Annotated in this window: 31 protein-coding genes and 1 pseudogene; 14 read left to right on the top strand and 18 right to left on the bottom strand. The window is 56.5% G+C overall.

Features of this window, described 5'->3' with window-relative positions; all coding sequences use genetic code 11:
• Positions 1-40: 40 nt before the first annotated feature.
• Positions 41-352 carry a GIY-YIG nuclease family protein gene (locus AS89_RS0112545; RefSeq protein ID WP_010133015.1) on the top strand — a complete coding sequence of 104 codons (312 nt, stop codon included), beginning with the start codon at positions 41-43 and terminating at the stop codon, positions 350-352.
• 97 nt (positions 353-449) lie between these two features.
• On the opposite strand, the gene AS89_RS0112550 is transcribed toward AS89_RS0112545, so the two are convergent.
• The 6 genes from AS89_RS0112550 to AS89_RS0112575 form a co-directional block, all read right to left on the bottom strand.
• Entirely contained in the window at positions 450-809 is a 360-nt protein-coding gene (locus AS89_RS0112550; protein ID WP_010133016.1) for a hypothetical protein, read from the bottom strand.
• A gap of 84 nt (positions 810-893) precedes the next feature.
• Positions 894-1,364, bottom strand: a complete 471-nt coding sequence (locus tag AS89_RS0112555) for a hypothetical protein (RefSeq protein WP_010133017.1) — start codon at positions 1,362-1,364, stop codon at positions 894-896.
• A gap of 75 nt (positions 1,365-1,439) precedes the next feature.
• Complete coding sequence (locus AS89_RS0112560) at positions 1,440-1,688, bottom strand: DUF6868 family protein (protein ID WP_010133018.1); 249 nt, start codon at positions 1,686-1,688, stop codon at positions 1,440-1,442.
• Between the two features lie 190 nt (positions 1,689-1,878).
• On the bottom strand, positions 1,879-2,262 hold the full coding sequence (locus tag AS89_RS0112565) for an SH3 domain-containing protein (protein ID WP_138976402.1): 384 nt from the start codon (positions 2,260-2,262) through the stop codon (positions 1,879-1,881).
• Between the two features lie 106 nt (positions 2,263-2,368).
• On the bottom strand, positions 2,369-2,815 hold the full coding sequence (locus AS89_RS0112570; protein ID WP_138976403.1) for a hypothetical protein: 447 nt from the start codon (positions 2,813-2,815) through the stop codon (positions 2,369-2,371).
• 384 nt (positions 2,816-3,199) lie between these two features.
• Positions 3,200-3,895, bottom strand: a complete 696-nt coding sequence (locus AS89_RS0112575; RefSeq protein ID WP_010133023.1) for an SDR family oxidoreductase — start codon at positions 3,893-3,895, stop codon at positions 3,200-3,202.
• 55 nt (positions 3,896-3,950) lie between these two features.
• Between AS89_RS0112575 and AS89_RS0112580 the strand changes: the two genes are divergently transcribed.
• The 5 genes from AS89_RS0112580 to AS89_RS0112600 all read left to right on the top strand — a co-directional run bounded on the left by AS89_RS0112580 (position 3,951) and on the right by AS89_RS0112600 (position 7,515).
• Entirely contained in the window at positions 3,951-4,271 is a 321-nt protein-coding gene (locus tag AS89_RS0112580) for a DUF3301 domain-containing protein (protein WP_033230433.1), read from the top strand.
• Positions 4,272-4,307: 36 nt separating this feature from the next.
• A complete protein-coding gene (locus AS89_RS0112585; RefSeq protein ID WP_010133025.1) occupies positions 4,308-4,529 on the top strand; it encodes a DUF1653 domain-containing protein in 222 nt (73 codons plus the stop codon).
• Between the two features lie 46 nt (positions 4,530-4,575).
• On the top strand, positions 4,576-5,643 hold the full coding sequence (locus AS89_RS0112590; protein WP_010133026.1) for a saccharopine dehydrogenase family protein: 1,068 nt from the start codon (positions 4,576-4,578) through the stop codon (positions 5,641-5,643).
• A gap of 151 nt (positions 5,644-5,794) precedes the next feature.
• Complete coding sequence (locus AS89_RS0112595) at positions 5,795-6,322, top strand: phosphatase PAP2 family protein (protein WP_010133027.1); 528 nt, start codon at positions 5,795-5,797, stop codon at positions 6,320-6,322.
• Between the two features lie 32 nt (positions 6,323-6,354).
• Positions 6,355-7,515 (top strand): MJ1255/VC2487 family glycosyltransferase, encoded by a 1,161-nt coding sequence (locus AS89_RS0112600; protein ID WP_258165062.1) that lies wholly within the window; start codon positions 6,355-6,357, stop codon positions 7,513-7,515.
• Positions 7,516-7,595: 80 nt separating this feature from the next.
• On the opposite strand, the gene AS89_RS0112605 is transcribed toward AS89_RS0112600, so the two are convergent.
• The 12 genes and pseudogenes from AS89_RS0112605 to AS89_RS17510 all read right to left on the bottom strand — a co-directional run bounded on the left by AS89_RS0112605 (position 7,596) and on the right by AS89_RS17510 (position 16,738).
• Positions 7,596-9,029: an ATP-binding protein gene (locus AS89_RS0112605; RefSeq protein WP_010133030.1), complete on the bottom strand. Its 1,434-nt coding sequence runs from the start codon at positions 9,027-9,029 to the stop codon at positions 7,596-7,598.
• 5 nt (positions 9,030-9,034) lie between these two features.
• A complete protein-coding gene (locus tag AS89_RS0112610) occupies positions 9,035-9,709 on the bottom strand; it encodes a response regulator transcription factor (RefSeq protein ID WP_010133031.1) in 675 nt (224 codons plus the stop codon).
• Positions 9,710-9,743: 34 nt separating this feature from the next.
• Entirely contained in the window at positions 9,744-10,151 is a 408-nt protein-coding gene (locus tag AS89_RS0112615) for a PepSY domain-containing protein (protein ID WP_138976404.1), read from the bottom strand.
• A 56-nt stretch (positions 10,152-10,207) separates the two neighbouring features.
• A complete protein-coding gene (locus AS89_RS0112620) occupies positions 10,208-10,816 on the bottom strand; it encodes a glycine zipper 2TM domain-containing protein (RefSeq protein ID WP_010133033.1) in 609 nt (202 codons plus the stop codon).
• Positions 10,817-11,021: 205 nt separating this feature from the next.
• On the bottom strand, positions 11,022-11,528 hold the full coding sequence (locus tag AS89_RS17505) for a DUF3106 domain-containing protein (protein ID WP_010133034.1): 507 nt from the start codon (positions 11,526-11,528) through the stop codon (positions 11,022-11,024).
• Positions 11,521-11,844: a hypothetical protein gene (locus tag AS89_RS18805; RefSeq protein WP_010133035.1), complete on the bottom strand. Its 324-nt coding sequence runs from the start codon at positions 11,842-11,844 to the stop codon at positions 11,521-11,523. Before AS89_RS18805 ends, AS89_RS17505 begins: the two co-directional genes overlap by 8 nt.
• Positions 11,828-12,244, bottom strand: a complete 417-nt coding sequence (locus tag AS89_RS0112635; RefSeq protein ID WP_010133036.1) for a hypothetical protein — start codon at positions 12,242-12,244, stop codon at positions 11,828-11,830. Before AS89_RS0112635 ends, AS89_RS18805 begins: the two co-directional genes overlap by 17 nt.
• A pseudogene (locus tag AS89_RS0112640) lies at positions 12,241-12,780 on the bottom strand (RNA polymerase sigma factor); the annotation flags it as partial. The gene AS89_RS0112635 and the pseudogene AS89_RS0112640, both read right to left, overlap by 4 nt.
• A 120-nt stretch (positions 12,781-12,900) precedes the next feature.
• Positions 12,901-13,284, bottom strand: coding sequence for a hypothetical protein (locus AS89_RS0112645; protein WP_010133038.1), 384 nt, complete (start codon positions 13,282-13,284; stop codon positions 12,901-12,903).
• Between the two features lie 130 nt (positions 13,285-13,414).
• Complete coding sequence (locus AS89_RS0112650) at positions 13,415-14,773, bottom strand: L-cystine transporter (protein WP_010133040.1); 1,359 nt, start codon at positions 14,771-14,773, stop codon at positions 13,415-13,417.
• Positions 14,774-14,925: 152 nt separating this feature from the next.
• Positions 14,926-15,423 (bottom strand): TlpA family protein disulfide reductase, encoded by a 498-nt coding sequence (locus AS89_RS0112655; protein WP_010133041.1) that lies wholly within the window; start codon positions 15,421-15,423, stop codon positions 14,926-14,928.
• Entirely contained in the window at positions 15,380-16,738 is a 1,359-nt protein-coding gene (locus AS89_RS17510; protein ID WP_010133042.1) for a YihY family inner membrane protein, read from the bottom strand. The genes AS89_RS0112655 and AS89_RS17510 overlap by 44 nt, the downstream gene beginning before the upstream one ends.
• Before the next feature lie 219 nt (positions 16,739-16,957).
• On the opposite strand from AS89_RS17510, the gene arsC reads away from it, so the two are divergent.
• From arsC to AS89_RS0112705, 8 genes are all read left to right on the top strand, one after another.
• Entirely contained in the window at positions 16,958-17,302 is a 345-nt protein-coding gene (gene arsC / locus AS89_RS0112665; RefSeq protein WP_010133043.1) for an arsenate reductase (glutaredoxin), read from the top strand.
• Entirely contained in the window at positions 17,302-17,913 is a 612-nt protein-coding gene (gene wrbA / locus AS89_RS0112670) for an NAD(P)H:quinone oxidoreductase (RefSeq protein WP_010133044.1), read from the top strand. The genes arsC and wrbA overlap by 1 nt, the downstream gene beginning before the upstream one ends.
• On the top strand, positions 17,906-18,310 hold the full coding sequence (locus tag AS89_RS0112675) for a DUF2069 domain-containing protein (RefSeq protein WP_010133045.1): 405 nt from the start codon (positions 17,906-17,908) through the stop codon (positions 18,308-18,310). Before wrbA ends, AS89_RS0112675 begins: the two co-directional genes overlap by 8 nt.
• 45 nt (positions 18,311-18,355) lie before the next feature.
• Entirely contained in the window at positions 18,356-20,224 is a 1,869-nt protein-coding gene (sppA, locus tag AS89_RS0112680; protein WP_010133046.1) for a signal peptide peptidase SppA, read from the top strand.
• Positions 20,225-20,457: 233 nt separating this feature from the next.
• A complete protein-coding gene (locus AS89_RS18245; protein ID WP_010133047.1) occupies positions 20,458-21,195 on the top strand; it encodes a glycine zipper 2TM domain-containing protein in 738 nt (245 codons plus the stop codon).
• A 388-nt stretch (positions 21,196-21,583) separates the two neighbouring features.
• Positions 21,584-22,435, top strand: coding sequence for an HAD-IIB family hydrolase (locus tag AS89_RS0112695; RefSeq protein WP_010133048.1), 852 nt, complete (start codon positions 21,584-21,586; stop codon positions 22,433-22,435).
• A gap of 12 nt (positions 22,436-22,447) precedes the next feature.
• The gene (locus AS89_RS0112700) at positions 22,448-23,671 is read left to right on the top strand and encodes a glycosyl transferase (protein ID WP_010133049.1); all 1,224 of its coding nucleotides are present in this window, start codon (positions 22,448-22,450) and stop codon (positions 23,669-23,671) included.
• 96 nt (positions 23,672-23,767) lie between these two features.
• Complete coding sequence (locus AS89_RS0112705; RefSeq protein ID WP_033230459.1) at positions 23,768-25,468, top strand: alpha-amylase family glycosyl hydrolase; 1,701 nt, start codon at positions 23,768-23,770, stop codon at positions 25,466-25,468.
• Positions 25,469-25,471: the final 3 nt, after the last annotated feature.

The following is a 25,471-nucleotide window of genomic DNA, read 5'->3' on the forward strand; positions in this document are numbered from 1 at the left end:
GCCTGCGCCCGAGCGAGAAATACAAGAATAGGAATCTTTTTTGTCTGGCTGGTTTGTCTATCTCATTCGCACCAACCGCGGCACCCTGTATACCGGGGTCACCCGCGATGTGGCGCGACGTTTTGAGGAGCACAGCAGTGGCGGCCCCAAAGCGGCTAAGGCCCTGCGCGGGCGCGGCCCGCTAACCCTCGAGTTTCAGTGCGTCATGCGCAGCAAGTCCGATGCACTGAAACTGGAAGTGGAAATCAAACGCTGGCCGAAGTTGCGAAAAGAACAACTGATTCGTTGCGGGCCTTCTTTCCTGAATGAATATCTCGGCGCGGACTACCAAGGCATCGCGCAAGTCGATTAAACGGAGTATTCAACGACTTTCAATCAGAGAAACTTCAGCTTTCTCAGCCAGCGCAATTTAGAAAGTAACATAAGAATAATGATTACTTTCTAGACAATCATTTCTGCACAAGCAGCGCTAATTGCTCTCCGCTCAATAGTGCGATCCTCCAGATAACCAACACCAACAGCAGTACCAAAGTAGCCAGTAATCCGCCCTTTAATCCGCGGCTGCGGAAAAAGTAATACGGCAACGCGATAAGCCCGAAACCGATAATGCAAATATTCAGAAAGATATTGCGCTTGTACTTTCGTAGATTTGAATCCCGGACGTACCAGGCAAACCCCACGAAAGCGATCGTCAAAGAGAACCACAAGGAAGTGGGCGGAAAGCCCACTCCGGGGTAAAAGTACTGGCTCGCGAAGCCATCTAACACGCCAATCACGATCAAACACAGTAACGCGATAGTTATACTCATAGGGCCTATCCGAGTGTTCTTTGGCTTGCCGCTACTCCAAGATCCGGCAATCAATCCATCCAGTGCCCGTTCATACCAAAGGGCTTAAAGCAGTCCTGCGCGCGTCCTGTCCTCATCCACAAAGAGCGCGATCAAAGAATACTGTGTGAATGCGCTACTGGTGGACAAGTGCTCCTTACACCAGAATCTGACATTCTCCTTATAGGCTTCAACTGCGGGTTCTCGCTGAGTATCAGACGCTAGCTTTCCGTTTAAACCGACGAAATGGCATCTGACCACAATTGGAGAATCCATTTGCTTGGCATCATCCGTAACCGAAAGCATAAGCGTCGAGCTGGCAGCGTCCCACCCGACCAAAAAGAAGCGGGATTCATCCTTAACATTTTTGTTCAGAAAGCTTAGAGCGTAATCAAGGGCCTCTATCATATCGGTATTCACCGAATGCTCTTCCTCCGCCTCGCTCGCCGACGAGTACACCTCAAACTCCACACCATCGCCAAGCAAACCGTCGTTTCCGCCCGCTACAATGCTCTTGTCCCACGTCAGTCCCATCATTACTCCCAATACTTCCAATCGAAATCAATATCAACGTAAGGCGACGTAAGGACAACCCGGCCACCCGCACAACAATTAATACCCCATCACCTTAAGGCTAAGGTATGGAACAATAAAGAACGCTACCGTAACAATCTTGAAGTTCGCCAAAAAACCAAAATAGGCTTCAGAAAGCTTTGCATCATCCAGGTCAAACATACTGCCATGAACCGACTTGATGAATTTTTTCATCAGATACAGCATGCCTGTGGCCAGTAACAGGTAGCCAATATTGAACAGCGACGCCCAGCCAAGAATACTTGTGACCTGAGACATAGTAATCATTTTTCTTCCTTATGGTTTAGCGCGACACCAAATAATCGCATCACAAGTTCGATGAAACATGTATAGAATGAATGCGGAACATACTTAAACAGTGCTTTGAGATAGCTTCTGGCTATCGCTTTCAATGTTCACACCGAGCTAGATACCAGATTTTTGTTTGGCATTTATCGGTATCTGATCATCTTCTAGACTACTGTGAAATACGCGGCTTACCGACCGGACAGACGAACGCATCGAACACGTAACCTTCGATCAAAGAACCTTTTTCGTCAACAGTTGCGACCGGGAACCACCGGCCATTCTTACGGGGTCCCCTAACCTCAACATCGTATCCGGACGGCAATCTCATAACTAAACGCGAAGTAGCCATCGGGGCTTCACGTAGGGCCAAAAAATTTTCGCCCTGCGGATCGAGATTGCAGACCCGGTAATGATCCCCGGAATAGGCTGTCGCCTGCAAAGTGGCTAGAAGGGAGACTATGGCCAAAAGCAATACTTTTAGCCCAATTTGTATACCAACTCGTAAATATTTCCCAACATAGCGGAACATATTTCCAACTCCAGGCTCGATCATCTTAGCGTTCTCACTCTTGCCTCTACCCACAGAAAACACGCTCATAACCATAGTTAAAAATCTGACCATCCACTCAAATGTTCGCTCTTACACACAACATCTACTCTTATAATTTTCCAAAACTTGGCTTCTGGTCGTCAGTTTTCTTATAGCTGCCACTTGCGGTTACATTGCGCCCGAATCCACACTCGCCCCTTTGCTCTACTAAAAGTTTCTTCTCTAGAAACTTCATAATTAACCTACAATCGCCACTGGTTCCTTTTGGCTTAAAAATAGCAACATTTTCCTCTATGAAAGCTAAACCACTGCCCTCCCCAGTGTTCGCCTTTGGTTCGGCCTCCGTTCCATATTCATGAATTCCAAAAAACTCTACTTGGAGTCTTTGTTTCCCCAGCGCCCAGACTTTAAACGTGCCGCTATTGCTTCGCCAGGTTCCATTCACCTGAGCTGCCGTAACGATTTTTGGCTCGTTGGAAGAGGCAAAAGACATATTGCTATAAGATGAAAACAAAAGAATTAGGTAACACATTAAAAAAAAGCAAATACTTTTCATGGAAAACTCCGCATAAACCGCTTTGCTTATCGGGCAATGCATTTAGCCTTTCCCGCAGACTGAGCATTATCACTAAACCAAATCGCGTAAATACTCAGAGACACATAGTCAACTAGTATAGAATGCGTATGTGCACTCCCGTATGGAGCACCAATACATTCCGTCGTTTAGGATCTGATTCTGCTCTTATGTTGGCGGATAAGTATTACGGCGGTGGCGGCCAACACAAATTGAGCTATTGGTCGTTGTGGCGACCACCTCCATTTTTAGATGTTAACTTACTTTAATTACAAATGGATTCAGTTTTAAAATATCGAAATTCAGAAAGTAGTCATATCTGGCGATCGAGAATAATGGTTAGTCGCTGTACAGGTATTTGTGTTGCTACCAGGGAATTGGACTCCCATCGTAATTAAAGAAGCTGCCACTATTTTTGGCATTGATGCTGAGCAGCAGGCTTTTTAAACCGGCCACACTTTCCTCGGTGGTGATCAGCGCATTGGGACCACCCATCTCGGTTTTAACCCAGCCCGGATGCAGGGCAACAACCTTAATCTCCTGTTCTTGCAGGTCGATCGCAAGGCTCTTTACCACCTGGTTCAGTGCAGTCTTGGAGGAACGGTACATGTAGCCACCCCCAGACTGGTTGTCGGCAATACTGCCCACCTTACTGCTCAATATTCCAACAACTTTATTTTGCCCTGCTGCCAAATTGGGATAGAAAGCTTCTGCGAGTTTGTAGGGGGCGATGGTGTTGATTTCCAGTACTTTGCGCCACTCCTCTACATCGACTTGGCCGAAGGTCACGCCTTTGGGCCCGTAATAGCCCGCGTTGCTCACCAGGATATCCAGGGGGCGCCCGTGCAGGCTCTGCGCGAGGTCCGCCAACTGCGCATAATCGGTGACGTCCAGTGTGTGCACTTCGAGGTTTGGATAAGATTCGCTCAATTCGCTGAGTTTCCACGCCGCGGACGGGTTGCGGCAAGTAGCGATCACTTTCCAGCCATCTTCAGCAAATTGCCGGGCCATCTCGAAGCCTATACCGCGATTGCAACCGGTGATGAGAATCGTGCCAGACATGTTGACTCCTGTGGTGGTATTCTTGCCCGGTTCGATAATAGCAACTGCAAATGTTATGTATTACTCGCTTGGCGATTTGATCTGGATTTTTTTACTGGCGCTGCCGGCGTGGTATTTTTGGGCAGGCATGGCGGCCAAGGACCGGGTGCGCCGCGTTGTGAAACAACACTGCATGAAAACCGGCGTGCAGCTGCTGGACGATACCGTGATGCTGGACCGCACACGCATCAAGCGCGACCGACACGGCCAGCTGCGTATCCAGCGTCGTTACGAATTCGAGTTTACCTCCACCGGCGAGCGCCGCTACGAGGGTTTCGCGGTACTGCACGGCCAGCGTATTACCCAGATCCAGCTTTCTCCCTTTCACCTGGACTAGTCCTCCAGCCGGTGAAAAAACAGACAAGAGAATCCCATGCAATCACTCAAAAAAGGTATCTACCGGCACTACAAGGGCAATCTGTACCACCTGATGGAAATTGCCACCCATAGTGAAACCGGGGAACAACTGGCTATTTACCGCGCTCTGTATGATGACTTCGGCGTGTGGGCACGTCCCCTGGCCATGTTTGCAGAAACCGTGACAAAAGACGGTAAGACGTTCCCGCGCTTTGCCCTGGAAAAACCCCTTGATTGATTTCAGCATCGCGGCCCTCGCCAAATAAAGACAATAAGGACTCTCGGTGAATAACAAACAAATCCTGATTTACGGCGCCTACGGATACACCGGCGAACTTATCGCCCGCCAGGCCGTGGCCAAGGGGCTGAAGCCTATTCTTGCCGGCCGCAGTGCCGCCAAGCTGCAACCGCTGGCGAATGAGCTGGCCCTGCCCGCCATCGCCGTCTCACTGGACGATGAGGAAGCCCTGGCGCACGCGCTCAAGGACGTGGTCGTGGTGATCCACTGTGCCGGCCCCTTCTCCGCTACCGCCGAGCCCATGATGCGTGCCTGTATCGCCAGCGGTACCCACTACCAGGACATCACCGGCGAAATGTCCGTGTACCAGAAGGCCCACGGGATGGACGCCGAGGCGCGAGCCGCTGGCGTGGTGCTGTGCCCCGGCACCGGCTTTGACGTCATTCCCACCGATTGCCTGGCGGCGGCCTTACACAAGGAAATGCACAGTGCCACGCATTTGACCCTGGGGTTTGACTCCGATTCCGGCCTCAGCCCGGGCACCGCCAAGACCTCAATCGAAAGTCTCGGCGTCGGTGGTGCGGTGCGCCGCAATGGCAAGATTGAGGTAACGCCGCACGGCGAGCTGACCCGCAAAATCAATTTCGGGCGTGGCGAAAAGTTTGCCGTTGCCATCCCCTGGGGCGATGTGGCGACCGCCTACTACTCCACTGAGATCCCGAATATCGAGGTGTATATCCCCATGAGCCCGCGCCGGGCCAAGAAAATGCAGAAGCTGAACGCATTCCGCTGGCTGCTGCGCATGAAATGGGTACAGAACTGGATGAAGGGCAAGGTGGACGAGAAGGTCCGTGGCCCCAGTGAATCTCAACGTTCCCAGCAGCAGACCTGGGTGTGGGGCGAAGTCCGCAACGACCGCCGCGGCGAACGCCGGGTAGGCCGCGTCGTCACCGCCAACGGGTACGACGTGACCGTGCACGGGTCGCTGGCGGTAATGGAGCATCTGCTGGGCTACACCGGTAACGGCGGCTATTTCACCCCTTCGAAGCTGTGTGGCCACGAACTGGTCGAGAAACTGCCGGGCTCCGGCGCGATCAAAATGTCCATCGACTAGATCGGTGCTCGTGGCGCCACCATCCGCGTGGCGCCCTGTCCACCCTCTCTATCCCCCCTTCCTTGGTAAAACGCTACCAGAATTCACAGATTTCACAGACCTGACACATTTTGTTCAAGTCTGCGCAACATAGGCTTCGTACTTTTACCGTATGCGAAGCTTACCTATCACCCTGAAAACCGTCGATGTGTCGCTGGTTCTGCGTATGGCAGAGCGTGCGGCGCGACCGGCATCCCGCAGAAACTACCTGCTGCTGTCCCGGTCCGCGGATGGCTGGCTCTACCTGGTATCGCCGCTGCTGGTGGCGATCGTGAGCCTGCAAGCCGCTCTGCAGTTCCTTACCGTCTGCGGTGCCGCCTTTGTTATAGAGCGCTCGCTCTACTGGACAATCAAAAACACCACCCGCCGCAACCGGCCGCCGGAATCGATTCCCGGACTGCGATCTATTGTTATTGCCAACGATCGCTTCAGCCTGCCATCCGGCCACACCTCCGGTGCCTTCCTGTTTGTCACCATGCTGGCTCAGTGCCTGCACCCGTTGTGGGCCCTGGGTTACTTCTGGGCCGCGGGTGTCGGTACTTCCCGCGTTGGGCTCGGTGTCCACTTCCCCACCGACGTTTGTGCCGGTGCGCTGCTCGGTACCTGTGTGGGGCTCGCGGTCGCCGGGTCACTGCTATAAATGCCGCGCGCCACGTTTCACCAGACAGGTATATGCCACCCCATAACACTGCAAACCAGCGCAATTCCCTTCGGAGAAGCAATTTGAAAATTCTGTACGGCGTTCAAGGTACTGGTAACGGCCATATTTCACGGGCCCGGGCCATGGCCGAAGCATTCCAGCAATTCCCGAACCTCGAGGTGCAATGGCTCTTCTCGGGCCGCCCACCAGAAAAGCTGTTTGCGATGGAAGCCTTTGGTGATTTCTGGTGGCGCGAGGGGCTCACCTTCGTGCACAAAGAAGGCAAGATAGATCAGCTCGCCACCGCCAGGCAACTGGACCTAGGCAAGCTGCTGAAAGACATTCGCGAGCTGCCGGTCAACGATTTCGATCTGGTTATCAGTGACTTTGAGCCGGTTACCGCCTGGGCAGCGAAAAAACGCAAGCGCCCGAGTATCGGACTCGGTCACCAGTATGCGTTTGATTACGCCATCCCAGCCCCTGCCTTTGGCTGGCTGCCACGGACCATCATGAAACTGTTCGCGCCGGTGCCTATGGGCCTGGGGATGCACTGGTACCACTTTGGCCAGCCGATCTTGCCGCCGATTGCCCACGCCCATGAGGAGACCACGCCCACAGCGCAGGACCATGTGCTGGTATACCTGCCGTTTGAACATGCACTGCCGCTGTTAGAACAGCTGGCGCAATTGCCGCAGCAATTTATTGTTTATGGCTTGCCCACCGATCTCCCCAAAGCGGACAACATCACCCTGAAAGCACCTTCGATAGAAGGCTTCCGTCACGACGTCGCCACGGCGCGTGCGATTATCTGCAACAGTGGCTTCGAACTAATTGCCGAGACCCTGACCTTGGGCAAACCGATTTTGACCCGCCCGCTCAAGGGGCAGTTTGAACAGGAGGCCAACGCCATGGCGCTGGAAGAACTGCAACTGGCCAGGGTGGTGAAACGTATGGATGCACTCACCATTGGCCGCTGGCTGGAGGAGCAGCCACACGGTGTACGCATCGACTGGCCGGATGTGGCGCACGCAATTGTTCAGTGGATTGCGGAGGGCCGATCTGAAACTCCGCACGCGCTATCCGCAAGATTGTGGAAGGGCGTGATTCCCGGACGCCGCCAAGCCCAAACAGCAGTATCAGGCAGCTCCGCATCAGTAGAGATAAACGGTGTCGAGGGTAGTGAAGGCACCTGAACAGGTGCCTTGGTTGGCGCGCGCGCCGAGGCACTCTTTTGGCGATATTGTGGCGATAGTGAGGCGGTAGTGCGTCGAGATTAAAGGCGCACGCGCACGATCAGCCCACTCGAGTCCGAGTCCGATTCCAAGCCCGGCTCCAACTCAAGATCACGGCACTGTGACGGCGGGACTACGGCGATACTGCCGTGATAGCTCTCGACAATATCCACAACCACCGCAAGCCCGATGCCCTGTCCCTGCTGCTGCTCATCGGCACGCACACCGCGCTGGACCACCCGTTGCCACTCGGCTTCGGTCAGTCCCGGGCCATTGTCGGCAACAATAATTTCCAGCCCGCGTCGATCGTCGGAGTTTTGCGCACTGACCAGCAGCTTGCCGCCACCATATTTGTACGCGTTGTCGAGCAGGTTACCCAGCATTTCCATCAGGTCCCCTTCATCGCCATAAAACAGCACGGAAGGATCGCACAACAACTCTGCATCAATGGATTTATCCCGGTAAGCCTTGTCCAGTGCCGACAGAATTTTCTCTGCCATAGGTTGCACCGCCACGCCGCGCAAAATGGACTTGGGCGACGTCGCCACTGCGCGCTTCAACTGGTAACTGATAATGCCGTCCATGCGCTCCACCTGCTCTGCCAGCGCCTGCTGTGCTGCCCGTGGATTTGCTACTACGTCCATGCCTTTCAGCACCGCCAGCGGTGTCTTCAGGCTGTGCGCAAGATCGCCCAGGGTATTGCGGGTTTTCTCCCGCTGGCGCCGCTCATTGTCGATCAACAAGTTCAGGTTATCGGTCAGGGGCACAAGCTCTTTGGGGAACTTGCCCTGCAACGTATCGGCACCCCCACGCTGCATATTTTTCAGCGCACTGGTTACTTCACGCAGAGGGGCCAGGCCCCAACGCAGCACCAGGAGTTGCACCGCAATCAGTGCCAGCGCGCCGATACCCAACCAACGCCACAAAGTGGTATTGAATTGGTACACCTGCGCCTGCAGCGGCCCCGCGTCTTCCAGCACCACAAAGGTAAATTGCAGGTTTTCCAACCCCCAGGCGATACCCTGGCGGAAGCTACTATAGGGCACGGTTGAGTCCGGCAGCTGAATTTTCGCAAATACCTTCTGGTCCTGCCGCAGGGGCAACGGCAGCGGCAACTCGGCAAAATTCGGCAGGCTAAGCGCCGAGGGAGAACGCCAGATTACCCGGCCGCGGGCATCCATTACCGCACCGATCAAGCCGGAGTCCGGCTGGTTGAAGCGCGGTTCCTGCAGGCTCAGGGGCAACTGAAGATTGTCACCCTCCAGCTCGGCTCCCGCCAGCAGCGTGTATACGTGCAACTGCAGCTCGCGCGCCTTGGCCTCATCGAGGGAGGTGCGATAGGCCCGCTCCAGCACACCGGAAACCACTACCAGAAAAACCAGTAACACCAGCGTGGCCATCAAGGAAAGACGGCCAGACAGGGAATGTATCCAGCCCGAGAGGAACTGGCGAATGTCAGACAGGCGCTTAAGCAAGGTTATCAGCTCGTCGGGCTAAAGCGGTAACCGCGCCCACGCAGGGTTTCAATGGGTTTTACCCCACCTGCAGCATCCAGTTTCTTGCGCAGACGACCGATAAAAACTTCAATCACATTACTGTCGCGATCGCAGTCCTGCTCGTAAATGTGCTCGGTGAGAGTGGTTTTGGATACCACCTCATCCGGGTGCAGCATCAGGTATTCGAGCACCTTGTATTCAAAGGACGTCAGGTCCAGCTCGCTGTCGGACACTGTCACCCGCTGGGCGCTGGTATCCAGCTCGATAGGACCGGCGCTGATGACCGGAGAAGAAAAACCTGCGGAGCGCCGCACTAGTGCATTCAACCGGGCAAGTAACTCTTCGGTGTGGAAGGGCTTGGTCAGGTAATCGTCACCACCGGCTTCGAGGCCGCGCACCCGCTCCTGCCAGTGACCACGGGCCGTGAGAATCAGGATGGGGAAGTGTCGCGACTCCTTGCGCAGGGTTTCAATAACCTGAATACCATCAATTTTTGGCAGTCCCAAGTCCATTACCGCTACGTCGTAGGGGTACTCACGCCCCAGATACAATGCTTCTTCGCCATCTGGCGCTTCGTCGACGGTGTACCCCCCCTTGCGCAGGGAAGCCGCCAGCTGTTCACGCAACGCGTGTTCATCTTCTACCAGCAGTGCGCGCATGGTGTTTCCTCAGTAATGCGTTTTTCGTTAGGCGTTAGCGAGAAATTCTTCCGCTCTGTCGATCCACGAATACAACATAGACCTGGCTTTTGTCCGAAAGTCCCTTCACACGGAACATACTTTTGCCTTTGCGCTGTACTTCGCTGATCGCCAAAATCTTGCCACCAAAGCGTTTTTTCACCAGGGTCGCGGCCTCATTCTTGGAAATGCCTTTGTTCTGCACCCGCACCGTAGCCAACGGCTGTACTTTCAGGTGCCGCACTTGCGCAACCTGTGGTATCGCCTGTGAAACGGCCGAAGCCGCCGACACCGGGGCACTTACCAGTGCCGCCAGCAGTAAGCAGGCCAATACGGCATACGGTACAAATTTCATCCCTGCGAAGTTGATGGATACGGCCCCTTGCGCTCGCGTTGCGGCTTGCGGACCTCGAGTGACTTTCACTGCTTTGCTCCTGTCGATTCCATAGCGCCGGTGGATGAATAACAATCAGACGTTGATCACAGTACCGGCGTGACGTCTACACGAACCCGAATTCTATCTCCAGGATGGTGGTTAGTGCGAATCAGATATTCCTGGCCGTTGTAGCGATAGTTAACGTCATAGCCAATTAGCTCCCGACGCGTGCTCACTTCTTCCACAACCTGACAGTGCTGTTGGGTGCCATACTGGACCGGCGCTTGGCTGCGACTGATGGCATTACCGATAAAAGCGCCTACCGCAGCGCCTGCAACCATGCCCGCAGCCTTGTTGCCGCGATGGTGATGGCGACGATAGTGGCGATGATAACGCTTGTGGTGCTTGTGTCCTTTGCTCACATTGCGCCCCACCGCGGCGCCCACGAGCCCGCCGATGATGGCACCCGCTGGCGACGGCTGCTGATAAGTAACGGTCTGGTCCCAGCACTGGGTTCTGGGCTCGACGACATTCACGTCATTATAGATAGGCGTCACCGCGGTGACCGGGGCGTAGTCGTAGCCATCCTGGCCCCCATGCGGACCGGGGTAATAGCCACTGTCACCGGCGCTGGCGCGGACACTCACCGCCACCAGTACTACGGTGAGACCAACCAGCGCCAGCTGCTGTAACCACTTGTTTGTTAATGCCATGTTGCGAACTCCCTAGACCTGAGCGATGGCGCCTTGGCGTGACTTTATTCTTAATCTGGTCACGATTAGGCACCTTTGTTTGGCCAATAATTCGACCGATGGGAGCACTGTACAGGGAGCTGACTGAATCGATCCTGAACTGAAATAAAAAACGGGGCCTCCTGCCCCGCTTATGTCGGCCCCGCTTGTACTGGTCGCGTGGGTATTAGCCCCGCTGCTGCCGTTTACCTCTGCGCTGTTTGAAGCGCTCGCGCTGCTCTGGCGTCATGTTGCGCCAGCGGTCCCGCAACCGACGCTGCCGCTCCGGTGGCAGCTGCTTGAAGCGATCGCGTGCCTCGCGGATTCTTTTGCGCTCTTCCGGCGGCAATTGTTTGAAGCGGTTATAGGCCTCGCGCAGCTTCTGGCGCTGCTCGGGTTTCAAGCGCTGCCAGCGGCCAAATTCCTGGCGCGCCTGTTGCCGCTCCTCGGTAGTCATCCCCGCCCAGCGCGCCGCACCCTCCCGCAAGCGAGTGCGCTGCTCCGGGGTAAACTGGTCCCAGCGACCTTCAAAACGCTGCAATAATTGGCGTTCGCTGTCACTCAGGTCCTTCCACGCGACCGAGTCGGCCCAGGCGCTAGCGGCAAGGAAGACCAACAACAGCAGCGCGAGGCCGACTTTGCGCACGCAGCCGGCAACGGCATTCGATGTGTGTTTGGCTGTGGCGTTACTCATTTCGCTCACCCTGCTCGCTGTATTCACTTTGTTCACTGTGCTCCCGGTGCTTCCCCTGCCTACGCTCTTCACCCAACTCGCTAATCGCTGGATTGGCCGACGCAGGCTCATGCTCGAGTACGCTTTCCACATCGCTCGGAGCGATAAATTCACCGGCTTCATCGGTCCAATCTGACAGAAACAACAGAAAATCTTCATCTAGGGGCTCACTGGCAAACGCCAATGGCAACATCACCAACTGAACCGGCAGAGCCCACGCCAGAGTCCGCATGGCTGTGCGGCGCCTGCCGCCCCCCGAATCAGGACGAGTGGCCATCCAGTGCCTCCTCCGCCAGCCACTGGTAAAACTCCACGTCTTCGATCATGTCCAACTCAGCGTCCTCATTCAGGATCCAGGTATCGGCCAGCATATCTACCGGCTCAGCCGGGGCGCCAGAGGGCTCCAGCCCGAACAACAGCGCAACCGTGAGTACCGCAGCGGCACTGGCCAGCCCCGTGGGTAACCAGAGCATCCAGCCCGGCCGCGATGTACCAGCGGCACCGTCTATAGCCGCAGAACGCGCACGGCGCAGGCGTGACAGGGTCTCACCATCGAGGGACTGCTCGCGGCGCTCCAGGGCCGCGCGCGCACCCGCCGCTAATTCGGCATCGTTATGCGCGCTTGCATCTTCGCGGTCCCGCGACTGGGCCGTGGGCTTGTCTTGTGGCGACGTCATCGCACTTCCTCCAATTGTCCACGCAGGGCGGCCAGCGCCCGGGACAGGTGGGTCTTTACACTACCACTGCTGCAGGACATGGCAGCGGCGGTTTCCGAAATATCAAAGCCCTCGACGCAGCGCAACATAAATGCCTGCTGCTGCCGCGGGGGCAACCGACCGACGGCAGACTCAATCGCATCCAGCGCGCGCTCGGAAAACACACCTTGCTCCGGCCTTGGGCCACTCTGGTCTTCCAGTGCGCCCGGGTCAAATACATCGTCCGCCTCGTCATCGCCACGGGCAAACTTTTCCCGCAGCAACTGCCAGCGCGAGACGGTCTTATGCCTGCGGTGCCAATCGGTGATTCGGTTATTGAGAATGGTAAAGAACAGCGGGCGCCACTGCTCCCGCTGTTTGTGGCCGTAATTGCGCACCAGTGCGAACATAGCGTCTTGCACAATATCCAGCGCATCGTCTCGGTTCCCCACGGCCATGGCGGCCATGGAGAAAGCACGCTTCTCTACCGAGGCTAAGAATTGTTCCATGCTGCGTACAGCGGCCCTTTGATCAAAGCCCCTGTAAGCAGGGGCCTATTCTGAAAGCTTGTTATTATCCTGCGAGTACAGCGCGGCCCCTGCTCTCCTCGGGCCGCACATTCCACTCTTCGGGGTGCCTTAGCTCCCCACCCGCGCACTGCGACGGTCCATCCGGCGGTCCACCTTCTGTCCCTTGCGGTCGAGCTTGCGGTCAATACGCGCACCTTTGCGATCCAGGCGATTATCGATACGATCGCCCTTCCTATCGAGGTGCGCCGCGCGTTTTTCTTTGCCATTGGCAGCCGCGCGTTCGGACTTGCGATCTAGCCGGTTGTCGATTCGATCGCCTTTATTGTCCAGCCGGCTCTCGATACGGTCGCCCTTGTTATCCAGGCGCTGTTCGATGCGGTCCCCTTTATTGTCCAGGTACTGCGCACGCTGGTCGCTGGCATCTGCCGCTGCGACACTGGTGAGCGCTGCAGTCATGGTCAGGAGGACGATCTGTTGCTTGATCCGTTTCATCGATGGTTCCCTATTATGATCAGTGGTCGGTAAGTAAGTGCCAGGTGAGAACGTCGTTACTCACCTGTGCCGTTCACTTATCAAAACGTGCAAGACCGCAATTGGTTGACACATCGATGAAATTTTCTTGTTAGCGGGCCTCCGCAGTCTCCACGCTGGGGCCCAGCCAGCGCTGGGTCAGTGTACCCGCGGTCATCGCGCCGTTCACATTCAACGCGGTGCGCGCCATATCGATCAGCGGCTCGACGGAGATCAATAGTGCGGCGATCTGCACCGGCAGGCCCATGGTAGGCAGTACCACCAGCGCAGCAAAGGTCGCCCCACCGCCCACGCCCGCAATGCCGAAGGAGCTGATCACAATGACGGCGATCAGCGAGGTGAGCCACACGAGATCAAACACATTAATCCCCATGGGCACTGCCACCATCACCGCCAACATAGCCGGATAAATACCCGCGCAACCGTTCTGGCCAATGGTGGCACCAAAAGACGCGGAAAAGTTGGCAATGGCCGGAGAGTTGCCGAGCTTGTCGATTTGGGTTTCCACATTGAGTGGAATGGTCGCAGCACTGGAGCGGGAGCTGAAGGCGAACACCAGTACCGGCAATACGGTAGCGAAATAGTGCAGTGGACTAATGCCGTTGACCATCAGCAACAGCGCATGCACCACAAACATCAGCGCAATCGCCACAAACGAGGCCACCACAAAGTTGAACAGGTTGAAGATATCCGTCCAGCTGGACTTGGCCACCAGCGCGGTCACCAGCGCCATAACGCCATAGGGGGTAAACGCCATGATCAGGCGTACCAGCTTCATTATCCAGGCCTGGGCCACAGTAACAAAGCGTTCGATGGCAGCGCCCTGCTCCGGGTTCTCCCGACGCACCGCCAGTGCGGCCAGCCCCATCAATACCGCAAAGATCACCACGGCGATCACCGAGGTATCGCGCTGGCCGGCGAGGTCCGCAAAGATATTGCGCGAAATAAACGAGGTAAGGATTTCGGGAATACTGAGGTCGGTCACACGGCCCATACGCTCATTCAGTACATCCACCCGCGCGGCTTCACGAGAGCCTTCTACCAGCCCCTCTGCCGTCAGGCCAAACAGGTGCGCGATTACCACACCGATAAACGCAGCAATGGCAGTGGTACCGAGGAGAACCACCAACACCGAGCCACTGATTTTGCCCAGCGACGCGGTATTGCTCACTTTGACCACCGCGGCGAGGATCGAAATCAGTACCAGCGGCATTACCAGCAGGTGCAGCAGATTTACGTAGCCGTTGCCGATCAGGCCGATCCAGTCGAGTACCCAGGGAGTGTTCACGCCCCAGCCTTCCGCCAGGTGCATCAGGCCGCCCAGCACCACCCCCAATAGCAACCCGGCAAATACCGCCGGGGCCAGCGAATTGCGGCTGCGGTGCCAGCGCGCCAGGGGCCAGAGTAAGAACAGGTAAAAGGCCAGCAGTAGAAATGCACCCAATTGCATTTAGTTTGAGTCCCAGATTACAAATTTAAGGAAAATAGTTTGCGCGCATCCTAACAGCCGGCGCGTATGTCCCTTAAAGACGCTTTGGTTATACGGGTAGAAGCAAGCGTATGGCGTACGCCGGCCTGTCCCGGGAAAGCCTGCTCCGGACCTTACTCTGTTACGTAGGGCTGAATAGCTTCCAATAAGGATTCTGAGGTTTGCGGTCCGATCAACGTCCGCTGCCACTGGCCGTGGCGGTCGATAATGAAGGTAGAGGGGAGCACCTGCGGCACCGCCTGACCCCAGCGGCCTTCCGGCGCGTCCGGCAATAGCGGGAAAGCGATACCGAATTTGTCCGCTTGCCGCTGTATTTCTTCTTTTGGTGGCTGGTCAAAATTTATCCCGAGCACCAGTACCTGGTCTTTATGCTCGCGGTAGAAGGTATTTAGCTCGGGTATCTCTTCACGACAGGGCGCGCACCACTTCGCCCAGTAGTTCACCAGCAGGACTTTTCCCCCGGTATCCAGCGGTTCGCCATGCAAGTCGACCAATCCACCGGAGCGCGGCCCGCACCCCGTGGCCAGTGTGAACATGGCAATGAGCAGGAACAGAGCACGGAACCGCTCAAGACTTTGCTGTTTTACTCGACGACTTGCCGCTGCGCGCATTGCGGCCACTCCCTTTGCTGACTGGTTTATTATCTGGGATCTCTTCCCCGGCCACGACGGCAGGGCTCAAGCTGGTATCCACGCTTTTCTCCACAACCTCTTGCGACATCGACTCGCGAAACAGCTCTCCAAGGCTCCGCGAGAGATGCTCGCGGGAAAAGTCTCTCGCTTCGCGGAAACGCGCTTCCACCTCGCGGTACCAGGGGCGCACCTCCAGCTCGCGGTGACCACTCTCTGGCACCGGTGCCGGGTGCAGCCAATCCAGCATCTGCTGCAGGGTCACGGAATCCAGGTCGCGCAGTAGCACATACTCATTGCGATCCGTTTGTCCGATCACCTGGTTATCCTGCAGCACCTCGCGGATGCGCCGCCACTGCGCCGGGCGAATACCCGCGCGCGAAATATCCTGCTCGCGGATGGTCTGTCCCTGCTGATAGTTGCAGAAGAACTTCCACAAAATAGACAGGGTCGCCACCAGATCGGAATAATTTCGGCCCTGGGCCGCCGCATGGTAGGCGGACAGCGTTCGCACCAGCACACATCCTGCCAGTACGATCATCCACATCAAATAGATCCACAACAGGAACAGCGGAACGAAGGCAAATGCACCGTAAATCGCCTGCACCGAACTGCGCGCGACGATGGCACCAAACAGATACTTGGCCAGCTCAAACGCAAAGGCGGTGATCACGCCGCCGGCGAGGCCGTGCCGCAGCGGCACACGGCAATTGGGCACCGCCACAAACAGTAAGGTGAAGGCGATGGCGGTAAATACCCACGGCAGCACCCGCAGCACCACCGGCAATACGCCGAGGCTGTCGTTATGCGCGAGCACTTTCTGCGAAAACAAATAGGTGGTGGCGGCCATGCCGGCGCCCAGCAAGATCGGCCCGAGGCTCAAGATCGCCCAGTACAGAAGAAAACTGGAAACGCCGCGGCGGCCCTTGGGAATATCCCAGATCGCGTTAAATGTGGTCTCAATGTTTTTCAGCATAAAGCCCGCGGTCAACAGCAGAATACCGATGCCGACACCGGTAAGCCGCTGGGCCTGGGTGGAAAAACTATCGATATACTCCTGCACTTCACGCCCACTTTCCGGCACGAAATGGGAAAAGATCTGATGCTGGATTTTACTTTCCAGACCCGCAAAATCCGGAAACAGTGACAGCATGGCGTAACTCACGGTCACCAGGGGGACGATTGCGAACAGCGTCATGTACGTGAGCGCTGCGGCATTCTGCCGACAGTTCTTCTCGTTGAATACGGTCCATAAAGAAGTAAAAAAGCGACGCCAGCGGTGCACCATTTCAGTCATGGGTCTTCTCAATTTGTTATAGCTCTTGTCATACAACGCCCCACACCACTTGCCCAACCCGCTTGCACGAACCCGGCTAAACAGGCGGTTTTGCGCCATTTTCTGGTGAGCGGAGCGTATAAATCCCTGCAATTTGTCTAAAAAGTACGCCATACCTCAGCGTAGACGACCAACCGCAGGCTGTTAGAATACGCCAAACCTTAACAGGATACGCTTTCAATGTGGACGATCTACCATAACCCTCGCTGTTCAAAATCTCGCCAAACCCTGCAGTTGCTGCAGGAAAACAATGTCGAACCAGAAATCGTGCTCTACCTGGAAACCCCGCCAGATGCCGCCACACTAAAAACGATTCTTGGCAAGCTGGGTATTGCCCCGCGCGACCTGTTGCGCAAGGGCGAAGACGCCTATAAAGAACTGAACCTCAAGGATGCCGGCCACAGCGACGATGCCCTGATCGACGCAATGGTAAATCATCCCAAGCTGATCGAGCGCCCTATCGTGGTGAAAGGCGACAGGGCCGTGCTTGGTCGTCCGCCAGAAAACGTACTGGAGTTGATCTAGTGTCCACTGCGAACGCGCCCTATATCCTTGTCCTTTATTACAGCCGCAGCGGTGCCACAGCCAAAATGGCCGCGGAACTTGTGCGCGGCATCGAAGAACACGGCCTGGAAGCGCGGCTGCGTACGGTGCCCGCGGTATCTCCAGACACCGAAGCCACGCAACCCCCGGTACCCGACAGCGGCGCGCCCTACTGTACCGCAGACGACCTGCGCCATTGTGCCGGCCTGTTGCTCGGCAGTCCCACCCGCTTCGGCAACATGGCGGCGCCCTTGCGGTACTTCCTGGACCAGACCAGTGACATGTGGCTCGACGGCAGCCTGAGCGGCAAACCTGCGGCGGTGTTTACCTCCACCGGCAGCCTCCATGGCGGCCAGGAAACTACCCTGCTATCAATGATGTTGCCATTGATGCACCACGGCATGGTCATCGCGGGTATCCCCTACTCGGAAGGTGCGCTGATGCACACGTCTACTGGCGGCACGCCTTATGGGGCCTCCCATTGGGCAGGCAGCGCAGAAGATGGACTGAGTGCCGACGAGATAACCCTGTGCCGCGCACTTGGAAAACGCGTTGCAGACCTGGCGAGCCGACTGGGAGACCACCGTGGCTAAAGACAAGAAACCGAGCAAGCCTATCGATGAGGCACTGGTGGCCCGCAAACTGGCCTTCGCACGCAAACTCAATTGGGTGTGCTATGGCGGGCTTTTGCTGTTGTTCGCGGTGTGGAACCTGTTTTTGGGTGGCTCATTAAAGTGGTGGTTACTACAGACGGTACCGCTGTTACTGGTACTGCCTGGCCTGCTCAAGAAGCGTCAACGCAGCTATTTATGGCTGTGTTTTATCCTGCTGCTGTACATTACCGCCGGAATCGTCGACGTAATGATGCCTACACGCGGTTGGCAGCATGGCGCGTTGACCGCCCTCAGCCTTATCCTATTTGTATCTTCGATGATGACCAGCCGTTGGCAGGTGCAGTTATATAACGCACGTACCCACGTAAGCTTGTAAGCCACCGAAGAAACACACCAGACCGATCAACAAGGAGTTTCAGGTTTGACCGACTCAACACGTAGCCGCGGGTTTATCCGCCGCTTCTTTGGCGCCATTGGCGGGGCTATCACCTGGTTACGCCGGGTGGTTACCAACCTAATCTTCCTGCTGTTACTTCTGTTTATCGGCGCCGCCATCTTTGGCGGTGAAGAGCGCATTACAGTACCCCAGGGTGGCGCGTTAACCGTGGCGCCCAGTGGTTTCCTAGTCGATGAAATCAGCCAGCCAGGCGGGCTGCCGGGCTTTTTTGGCGGCCCCTCCGCACCCCCGGAGACACGGGTAAAAGACCTGGTGGATGCCATTGACCACGCCGCCGGCGACAGCCGGATTTCTGCGTTAGTGCTGGAACTCGACAGCCTCGCCGGCGCCAGCCTGAGCAAGCTCGAAGAAGTGGGCGAAGCGGTGCAACGCTTTAAAGCGAGCGACAAGCCGGTTTATGCCATCGGCGACAATTTCACCCAGGGGCAGTACTTCCTCGCCAGCCATGCGGACGAGGTTTACATGAACCCGATGGGCTCACTGCTCCTCACCGGTTTCGGCAGCTACCGCAGCTACGTGAAAAGCGCGCTCGATAAGCTCAAGATCAACTTCCACGTATTCCGCGTGGGCGATTACAAAGACGCCATCGAGCCGTACATCCGCGATGACATGTCACCCGCCTCGCGCGAGAACAAGGCGCGCTGGCTCAACCGTTTGTGGAACGAATACACCGAACAGGTGACCGGCCTGCGCAATTTGCCGCCCAGCGCCGTCGACAACTATATTGCCGATTTGCCGCAGAACCTGCGTGCCGAAGGCGGTAGCTGGGCCAAGGCAGCACTGGCGAATCAATTCGTCGACAAACTCCTCACCCGCCGCGCGGCCGTCGCCGAGCTGCAGGAAGTCGTTGGCGAGGCCAAGGATAATAAATCCCAATACCGCGGTATTCATGCGCAGGATTACCTGCGCCACATGAAGATGACCAACCTGCCGGACCCGCGTCAGCAAAAAGATAAAATCGCCCTGATCAGTGCCGCCGGGGCAATCGTTGATGGCGATGCACCGGCTGGACAGATCGGCAGTGCCAGCCTCGGTAAACTGATTGCCAAGGCCCGCGACAAAAGCGTCAAGGCGCTGGTGCTGCGTATCGACAGCCCGGGCGGATCTGCATTTGCCTCCGAAGCGATTCGCCAGGAACTGCTCGCCACCCGCGAAGCGGGCATCCCGGTGGTCATTTCCATGGGCAGTGTAGCGGCCTCCGGTGGCTACTGGATTGCCGCGGGTGGCGATCGTATCTGGGCATCCCCGTCGACCATCACCGGTTCCATCGGTGTGTTTGGCGCCTTCCCCACCTTCGAAGATTCACTGGAACACCTGGGGATCTACAACGACGGTGTAGGCACCACGGCACTGGCGGGCACCATGCGTCTCGACCGACCGCTGCCCGAGGCCGCCGCCGACATCCTGCAGCAGGGCGTTAACCATACCTATGCACAATTCCTGCAGCTGGTGGCCGCGGCCCGCAACAGCACACCCGAGGAAATTCACAAGATCGCGCAGGGGCAGGTATGGACAGGCCGTGCGGCGCTGGAACTCGGTCTCGTAGATGATCTCGGCAATCTCAAGGATGCCATTGCGGACGCCGCACAGCTGGCCGAGATTGATAAATACGAGGTCATGGAAATCCAGCGCGAGTTGAGCCCCAGCGAAAAGCTGATGCGTGCACTGGCGGAAAATGTCGATGCACAGGTGTCTGCGAGTATCGAGCGTAACCTGCCGCTGGGCGCCTGGTTCAGCAGCCTGCAGCCCGCATTGCAGCCGTTCGCGGAACTGAAATCGTTTAAGGACCCGCGCGCACTGTACCTGCGCTGCATGGGCTGTGTTGCCCCCTAAAACGCCTCTAACACGTCCTCCATTGAACCGTGGTGGTGTTTATCGCCACCACGGTCCTCGCTTCCACGGTCTTTAACACTCTCTAGGCATTCCTCCAGGAAACCCTCCAAGAAACCCTCCAAACAACCGTCCAGAACGTCGGCCACGTCACTGCCTGCCAATCTGCCCATTGATAGTATTCGCGCCATATTTAGCAATTTATTTGGCAAATTTCGAAACGCGGATATCAAGTCATGAAGTTACTCTCCTCCGTTCTCGTCGCACTACTCTGCGGCAGCCTGTCGCTGGCATTGCACGCCGAGCCCCCCGAAGGTAAAGGTTGGAAGAAACACCACAAGCACAAAAAACACAGTTACAAGGAAGAGTACTGGGAAGGGAACTGCAAAATTGAGCGGAAATGGAAGCGCAATGGCGACTACAAGGAAGAGCGCACCTGCAAGAATCCTAATCGCTATGCCCACCACCCCGGTCATCACGATGCTGCCCGCGTGATCATTCTGCCCCCATGGTTCGATCAGGGCGCGCCAGAGCCCGAATACCGTCCGGAATGGCGCCCCACCACCCGCACCTCCGTATCGCGCTGCAACAGCGATCAAGTGGGCAGCGTATTGGGCGGGCTGATCGGCGGCGTTATTGGCCACCAGATCGGCGATGGCCGCGGCAACACCGCGGCCACTATTGGCGGGGCCATTGCCGGGGTACTGATCGGCGGCGAAGTGGGCCGGCGAATGGATCAGCGCAACCAGGCATGTGTGGCACAGGCACTGGAGTTTGCCCCTGAAGGTGAGCGCATCACCTGGCAAAACAGCCAGGGCAATGAAAACTACGCAGTAATCCCCGGTGGTATCGAAATGCGTGGCGACCAGTATTGCCGCTCTTACACCGCCGAATTCTTCTCCAACGACGCTTCCGACAGCACTCGTGGCACCGCCTGCCGTCAGGCCGATGGCACCTGGGTCCGCTCCATTTGAGGTGAGCCCGACCTGCTCGCTCCGGCGCAGTGAGAGGGTATTCCTGCGGAATACCCTTTCATCACCCCCGAAGCATCGCCTGCAGCCTCCCCTACTTAACCCTGCCAAGACTTTGCCCTGCCCAGCTCTTCCCTGTCCCGTCCCTCTGTGACGATGCACCCCATTGGTGCGCACCCTGCTCTACCCTCGACTAGAGTACCCATATTGGGGCGCACGACCCGATCTCTTCGACTCAACAAGTAAATTTCTGCGCCAATTGTCGTGAGCAAAGCACCGCCGTGGCTCACTTTCCGTAGACTGGCACTATTTTTGGATTAGTAGATCTAAGCGCACGCATTCACGTGGGCCGCGCAAGATCTGCATCAGGAAGACCCGTATCTGGAACGGAATGAATAAAAATACCCGCCCGCCGCACCAATGGCTGATCGTCAGTGATCTGGACGGCACCCTGCTCGACCACTTTACCTACTCGCACCAACCGGCCGATACGGCCCTGCGGACGCTGGAAGCCGCCGAAATCCCGGTGATTCTCAATAGCAGCAAAACCCGTGACGAGATGCTGACGCTGCGGGACACTCTCCACAACCGCCATCCGTTTATTGTGGAAAACGGTTCCGCGATTTTTATCCCCGTGGGTTATTTCCCGCAAAAACCGGAATCCGCGCAAGAAGAATCCGGTTACTGGGTTCTGGAGCCGGGAGCACGTCGCCAGTCTATCCTCGACTTCCTGGAGCAGGACAATGAAGACCACGAGAAAACGTATTTAAATTTTGCCGCTGCCAGTATTGATGAAATCGTCGCGGCAACCGGGTTGAGTCACGCACAGGCCGAGCAGGCGAATTCCCGCCATTATTCCGAGCCGCTGCTCTGGCAGGGTACGGAGCAGGAAAAAACGACTTTTGCCAGCCGCGCCGAGGCCGCCGGCTTTGCCACTCTGCAGGGCGGACGCTTTCTGCATGTGCTCGGCCAGACCGACAAGGGGCACGCAACGCAATTGCTGCAACAGATCTACCAGCAGCACAGCAACCGCCCCTGTAAATTGGTCGGTAGTGGTGACGGCCCGAATGACCTGGACATGCTGAAGGTTGCCGACATCGCCATCATCGTGCGCTCGCCAACCCATGCCCCGCCCACACTCGACGACCACCCTTTCCTAGCCGTGACACAGGCTACCGGCCCACAAGGTTGGGCTGAGGTTATCCAGAAGCTGCTTGCAACCGAATTCAAAACTGCACAATAACAGGAAAATACTGTGACCGATTTTTTTCAAAATGGCGATATCACGACCCTGCACAATCTTTCCAATCGCAGCCTGGAGGATATGGAGGCCGACCTGATTCGCTTTGCCAAGCACCGGCCCATGTCGCTGCTCTTGCCGTCGCTGTATTCCGAACTGGAAGGCGAGGCGCTGCCCAAAATTCTGAAAATTCTGGCCGAGGTTCCCTACCTTTCTGAAATTGTTATTGGGCTGGACCGCGCCGATGAGTCGCAATACCGCGACGCACTGAAACAGTTCAGCATCCTTCCGCAACACGTGCGCGTGCTGTGGAACGATGGCCCGCGCCTGCGACAGCTGGATGCACAATTACAGGCCGACGGCCTCGCGCCGCAAGATGCAGGCAAGGGACGCAATGTTTGGTACTGCCTGGGGTATATTCTCGCCTCCGGCCGCGGTGAGGCGGTGGCACTGCACGATTGCGACATCGTAACTTACGATCGCGAGATGCTGGCGCGCCTGTTTTACCCGGTGGCCAATCCCCAGTTCAACTACGAGTTTTGTAAAGGCTATTACTCCCGCGTTGCCAACGGAAAAATTAACGGCCGCGTGTGTCGCCTGCTGGTCACCCCGTTGATTCGTACCCTGAAAAAAATTTACGGTCACACCAAGTACCTGGAATACATGGATAGCTTCCGCTACTCCCTCGCCGGGGAGTTTTCCTTCCGTCGCGACGTGATCAACGACCTGCGTATTCCCAGCGACTGGGGGCTGGAGATCGGCGTGCTGTCGGAGATGTATCGTAATTACTCCACCAATCGCCTGTGCCAGGTAGACATCGCACACGCCTACGACCACAAGCATCAGGACGTGTCGTTTGATGATGAGCATTGCGGCCTATCCAAGATGTCCATCGATATCGCGAAATCCTTCTTTCGCAAGCTGGCCACCCAGGGCACGGTATTCTCCTCAGAGACCTTCCGCAGTATTAAAGCCACTTACTTCCGCATCGCGCTGGACTTCGTCGAGACTTATCGCAACGACGCCATCATTAATGGCCTGAATTTTGATATCCATAAGGAAGAACAGACCGTTGAGCTATTCGCGAGCAACCTGGTGAAAGCGGGACAGGCCTTCCTCGAAAACCCGATGGAGACGCCGTTTATTCCCAGCTGGAACCGTATCACCAGTGCCGAACCCGGATTCCTCGACCAGCTCAAGCAAGCGGTGGAAGCCGACTACGAAGAGTACAACGGCTGAGCGTCGCACATTATTCAGACTTGTAGATATCCGGGGGAGACCGTGAATCAACCGACCGCACACCTGCCAATCAAAGAAGTATTGCACCAGAAGGTGATGGATCACCTCACGTTTATCTACCCGGAGCACGACATTGAATCCATCGCGCAGGACCTCATCCGGACTATGCGCCTGGACGAGGACTGTCAGAGCCCACTTGCACACAAGAACCTGTGGGACCAGACCGATATTGCGGTGATCACCTATGGCAACAGCATTCTGAGTGATAACCAGCCGCCACTGAAAACCCTGCACCATTTCCTGCAAACGCATTTTCCGATGCTGATCAACACGGTGCACATCCTGCCCTTCTTCCCCTATTCCAGCGATGACGGCTTTGCGGTATCCGCCTACAAACAGGTCGACCCGCCGCTGGGTGACTGGAGTGATATCCTGCGCATTAGTGCGGATTTTCACCTGATGGCCGACCTGGTTATCAACCACTGTTCCGCCCAACATGAGTGGTTTACCAATTACCAGAAGGGGAAAAGTCCGGGGCGTGATTTTTTTGTGGAGGTCGACCCCAAAGAAGACCTCAGCAAGGTAGTGCGCCCGAGAGTTACGCCATTACTGCGCGCAACCAGCACGCCGCGCGGCACGCAACACGTGTGGTGCACATTTGGCCACGACCAGATCGACCTGAACTTTGCCAACCCGAAGGTACTGGCGAAAATAGTCGATATTATCCGGCTGTATCTGGACATGGGTGTGCGTATCTTCCGCCTGGATGCGGTGGCCTTTATCTGGAAAATCCTCGGCACTAACTGCCTGAACCTGGAAGAGACTCATGAGATCGTGCGCCTGTTGCGCACCCTGATCGAGCATGCCGACCCCAACGCAGTCATCATTACCGAGACCAATATTCCCAATCGGGAAAACCTGTCTTACTTCGGTAACGCCAATGAAGCGCACTGCATCTACAACTTTTCGCTGCCGCCACTACTGGTGAATTCGCTGGTGACCGGCAACTGCCGCTACCTGAAAAACTGGCTGATGAGCATGCCGCCCGCACAGAACGGCACGACGTACTTCAACTTTATTGCGTCACATGACGGGATCGGCCTGCGACCGGTCGAGGGGTTGCTGGATGACAGCGAGCAGGAAGCGCTGATCCAGACCATGGAGAATTTCGGTGGGCAGATTTCCTGGCGCGCCCTGGATGACGGCAGTAACAAACCCTACGAAATCAATATCTCACTGTTCGACGCGCTTAAAGGCACTACCGCAGGGGAAGATAACTGGCAGTTACAGCGCTTTGTGTGCGCCCATGCGATCATGCTGGCGCTGGAGGGAATACCGGCGTTTTACCTGCACAGTCTGGTGGGCACCACCAACGACTACGAGCGGATGAAAGAGCACGGCCATAACCGCGCCATTAACCGCCGCCAGTGGCAGGAACAGGAACTCAACGAGCGGTTGGCAGAGCCGTCGAGCCATCACCACCAGGTGTTCCACAAACTGCGTCGTTTGATCAAACTGCGCCGCGAGCAGCCGGCTTTCCACCCCAATGCCACGCAGTTCACCCTGCACCTCGGAGACCATGTGTTCGCCTTCTGGCGCCAGAGCCTGGACCGCAGGCAGAGTATTTTCTGCTTGAATAACATCTCTGACCAGCCACAGACGGTGTCGCTGAACGCGATCAACCTGATTGGCACGGACACGTGGAAAGACCTGGTGAGCGACGCCACCTTCGATGACATGCTTGCGAGTATTACCCTCGAGCCTTATCAGACGCTGTGGATCAGCAACCGCTGGTAATCA

The sequence above is a fragment of the Microbulbifer agarilyticus S89 genome (assembly GCF_000220505.1).
Taxonomy (GTDB): Bacteria; Pseudomonadota; Gammaproteobacteria; order Pseudomonadales; family Cellvibrionaceae; genus Microbulbifer; species Microbulbifer agarilyticus_B.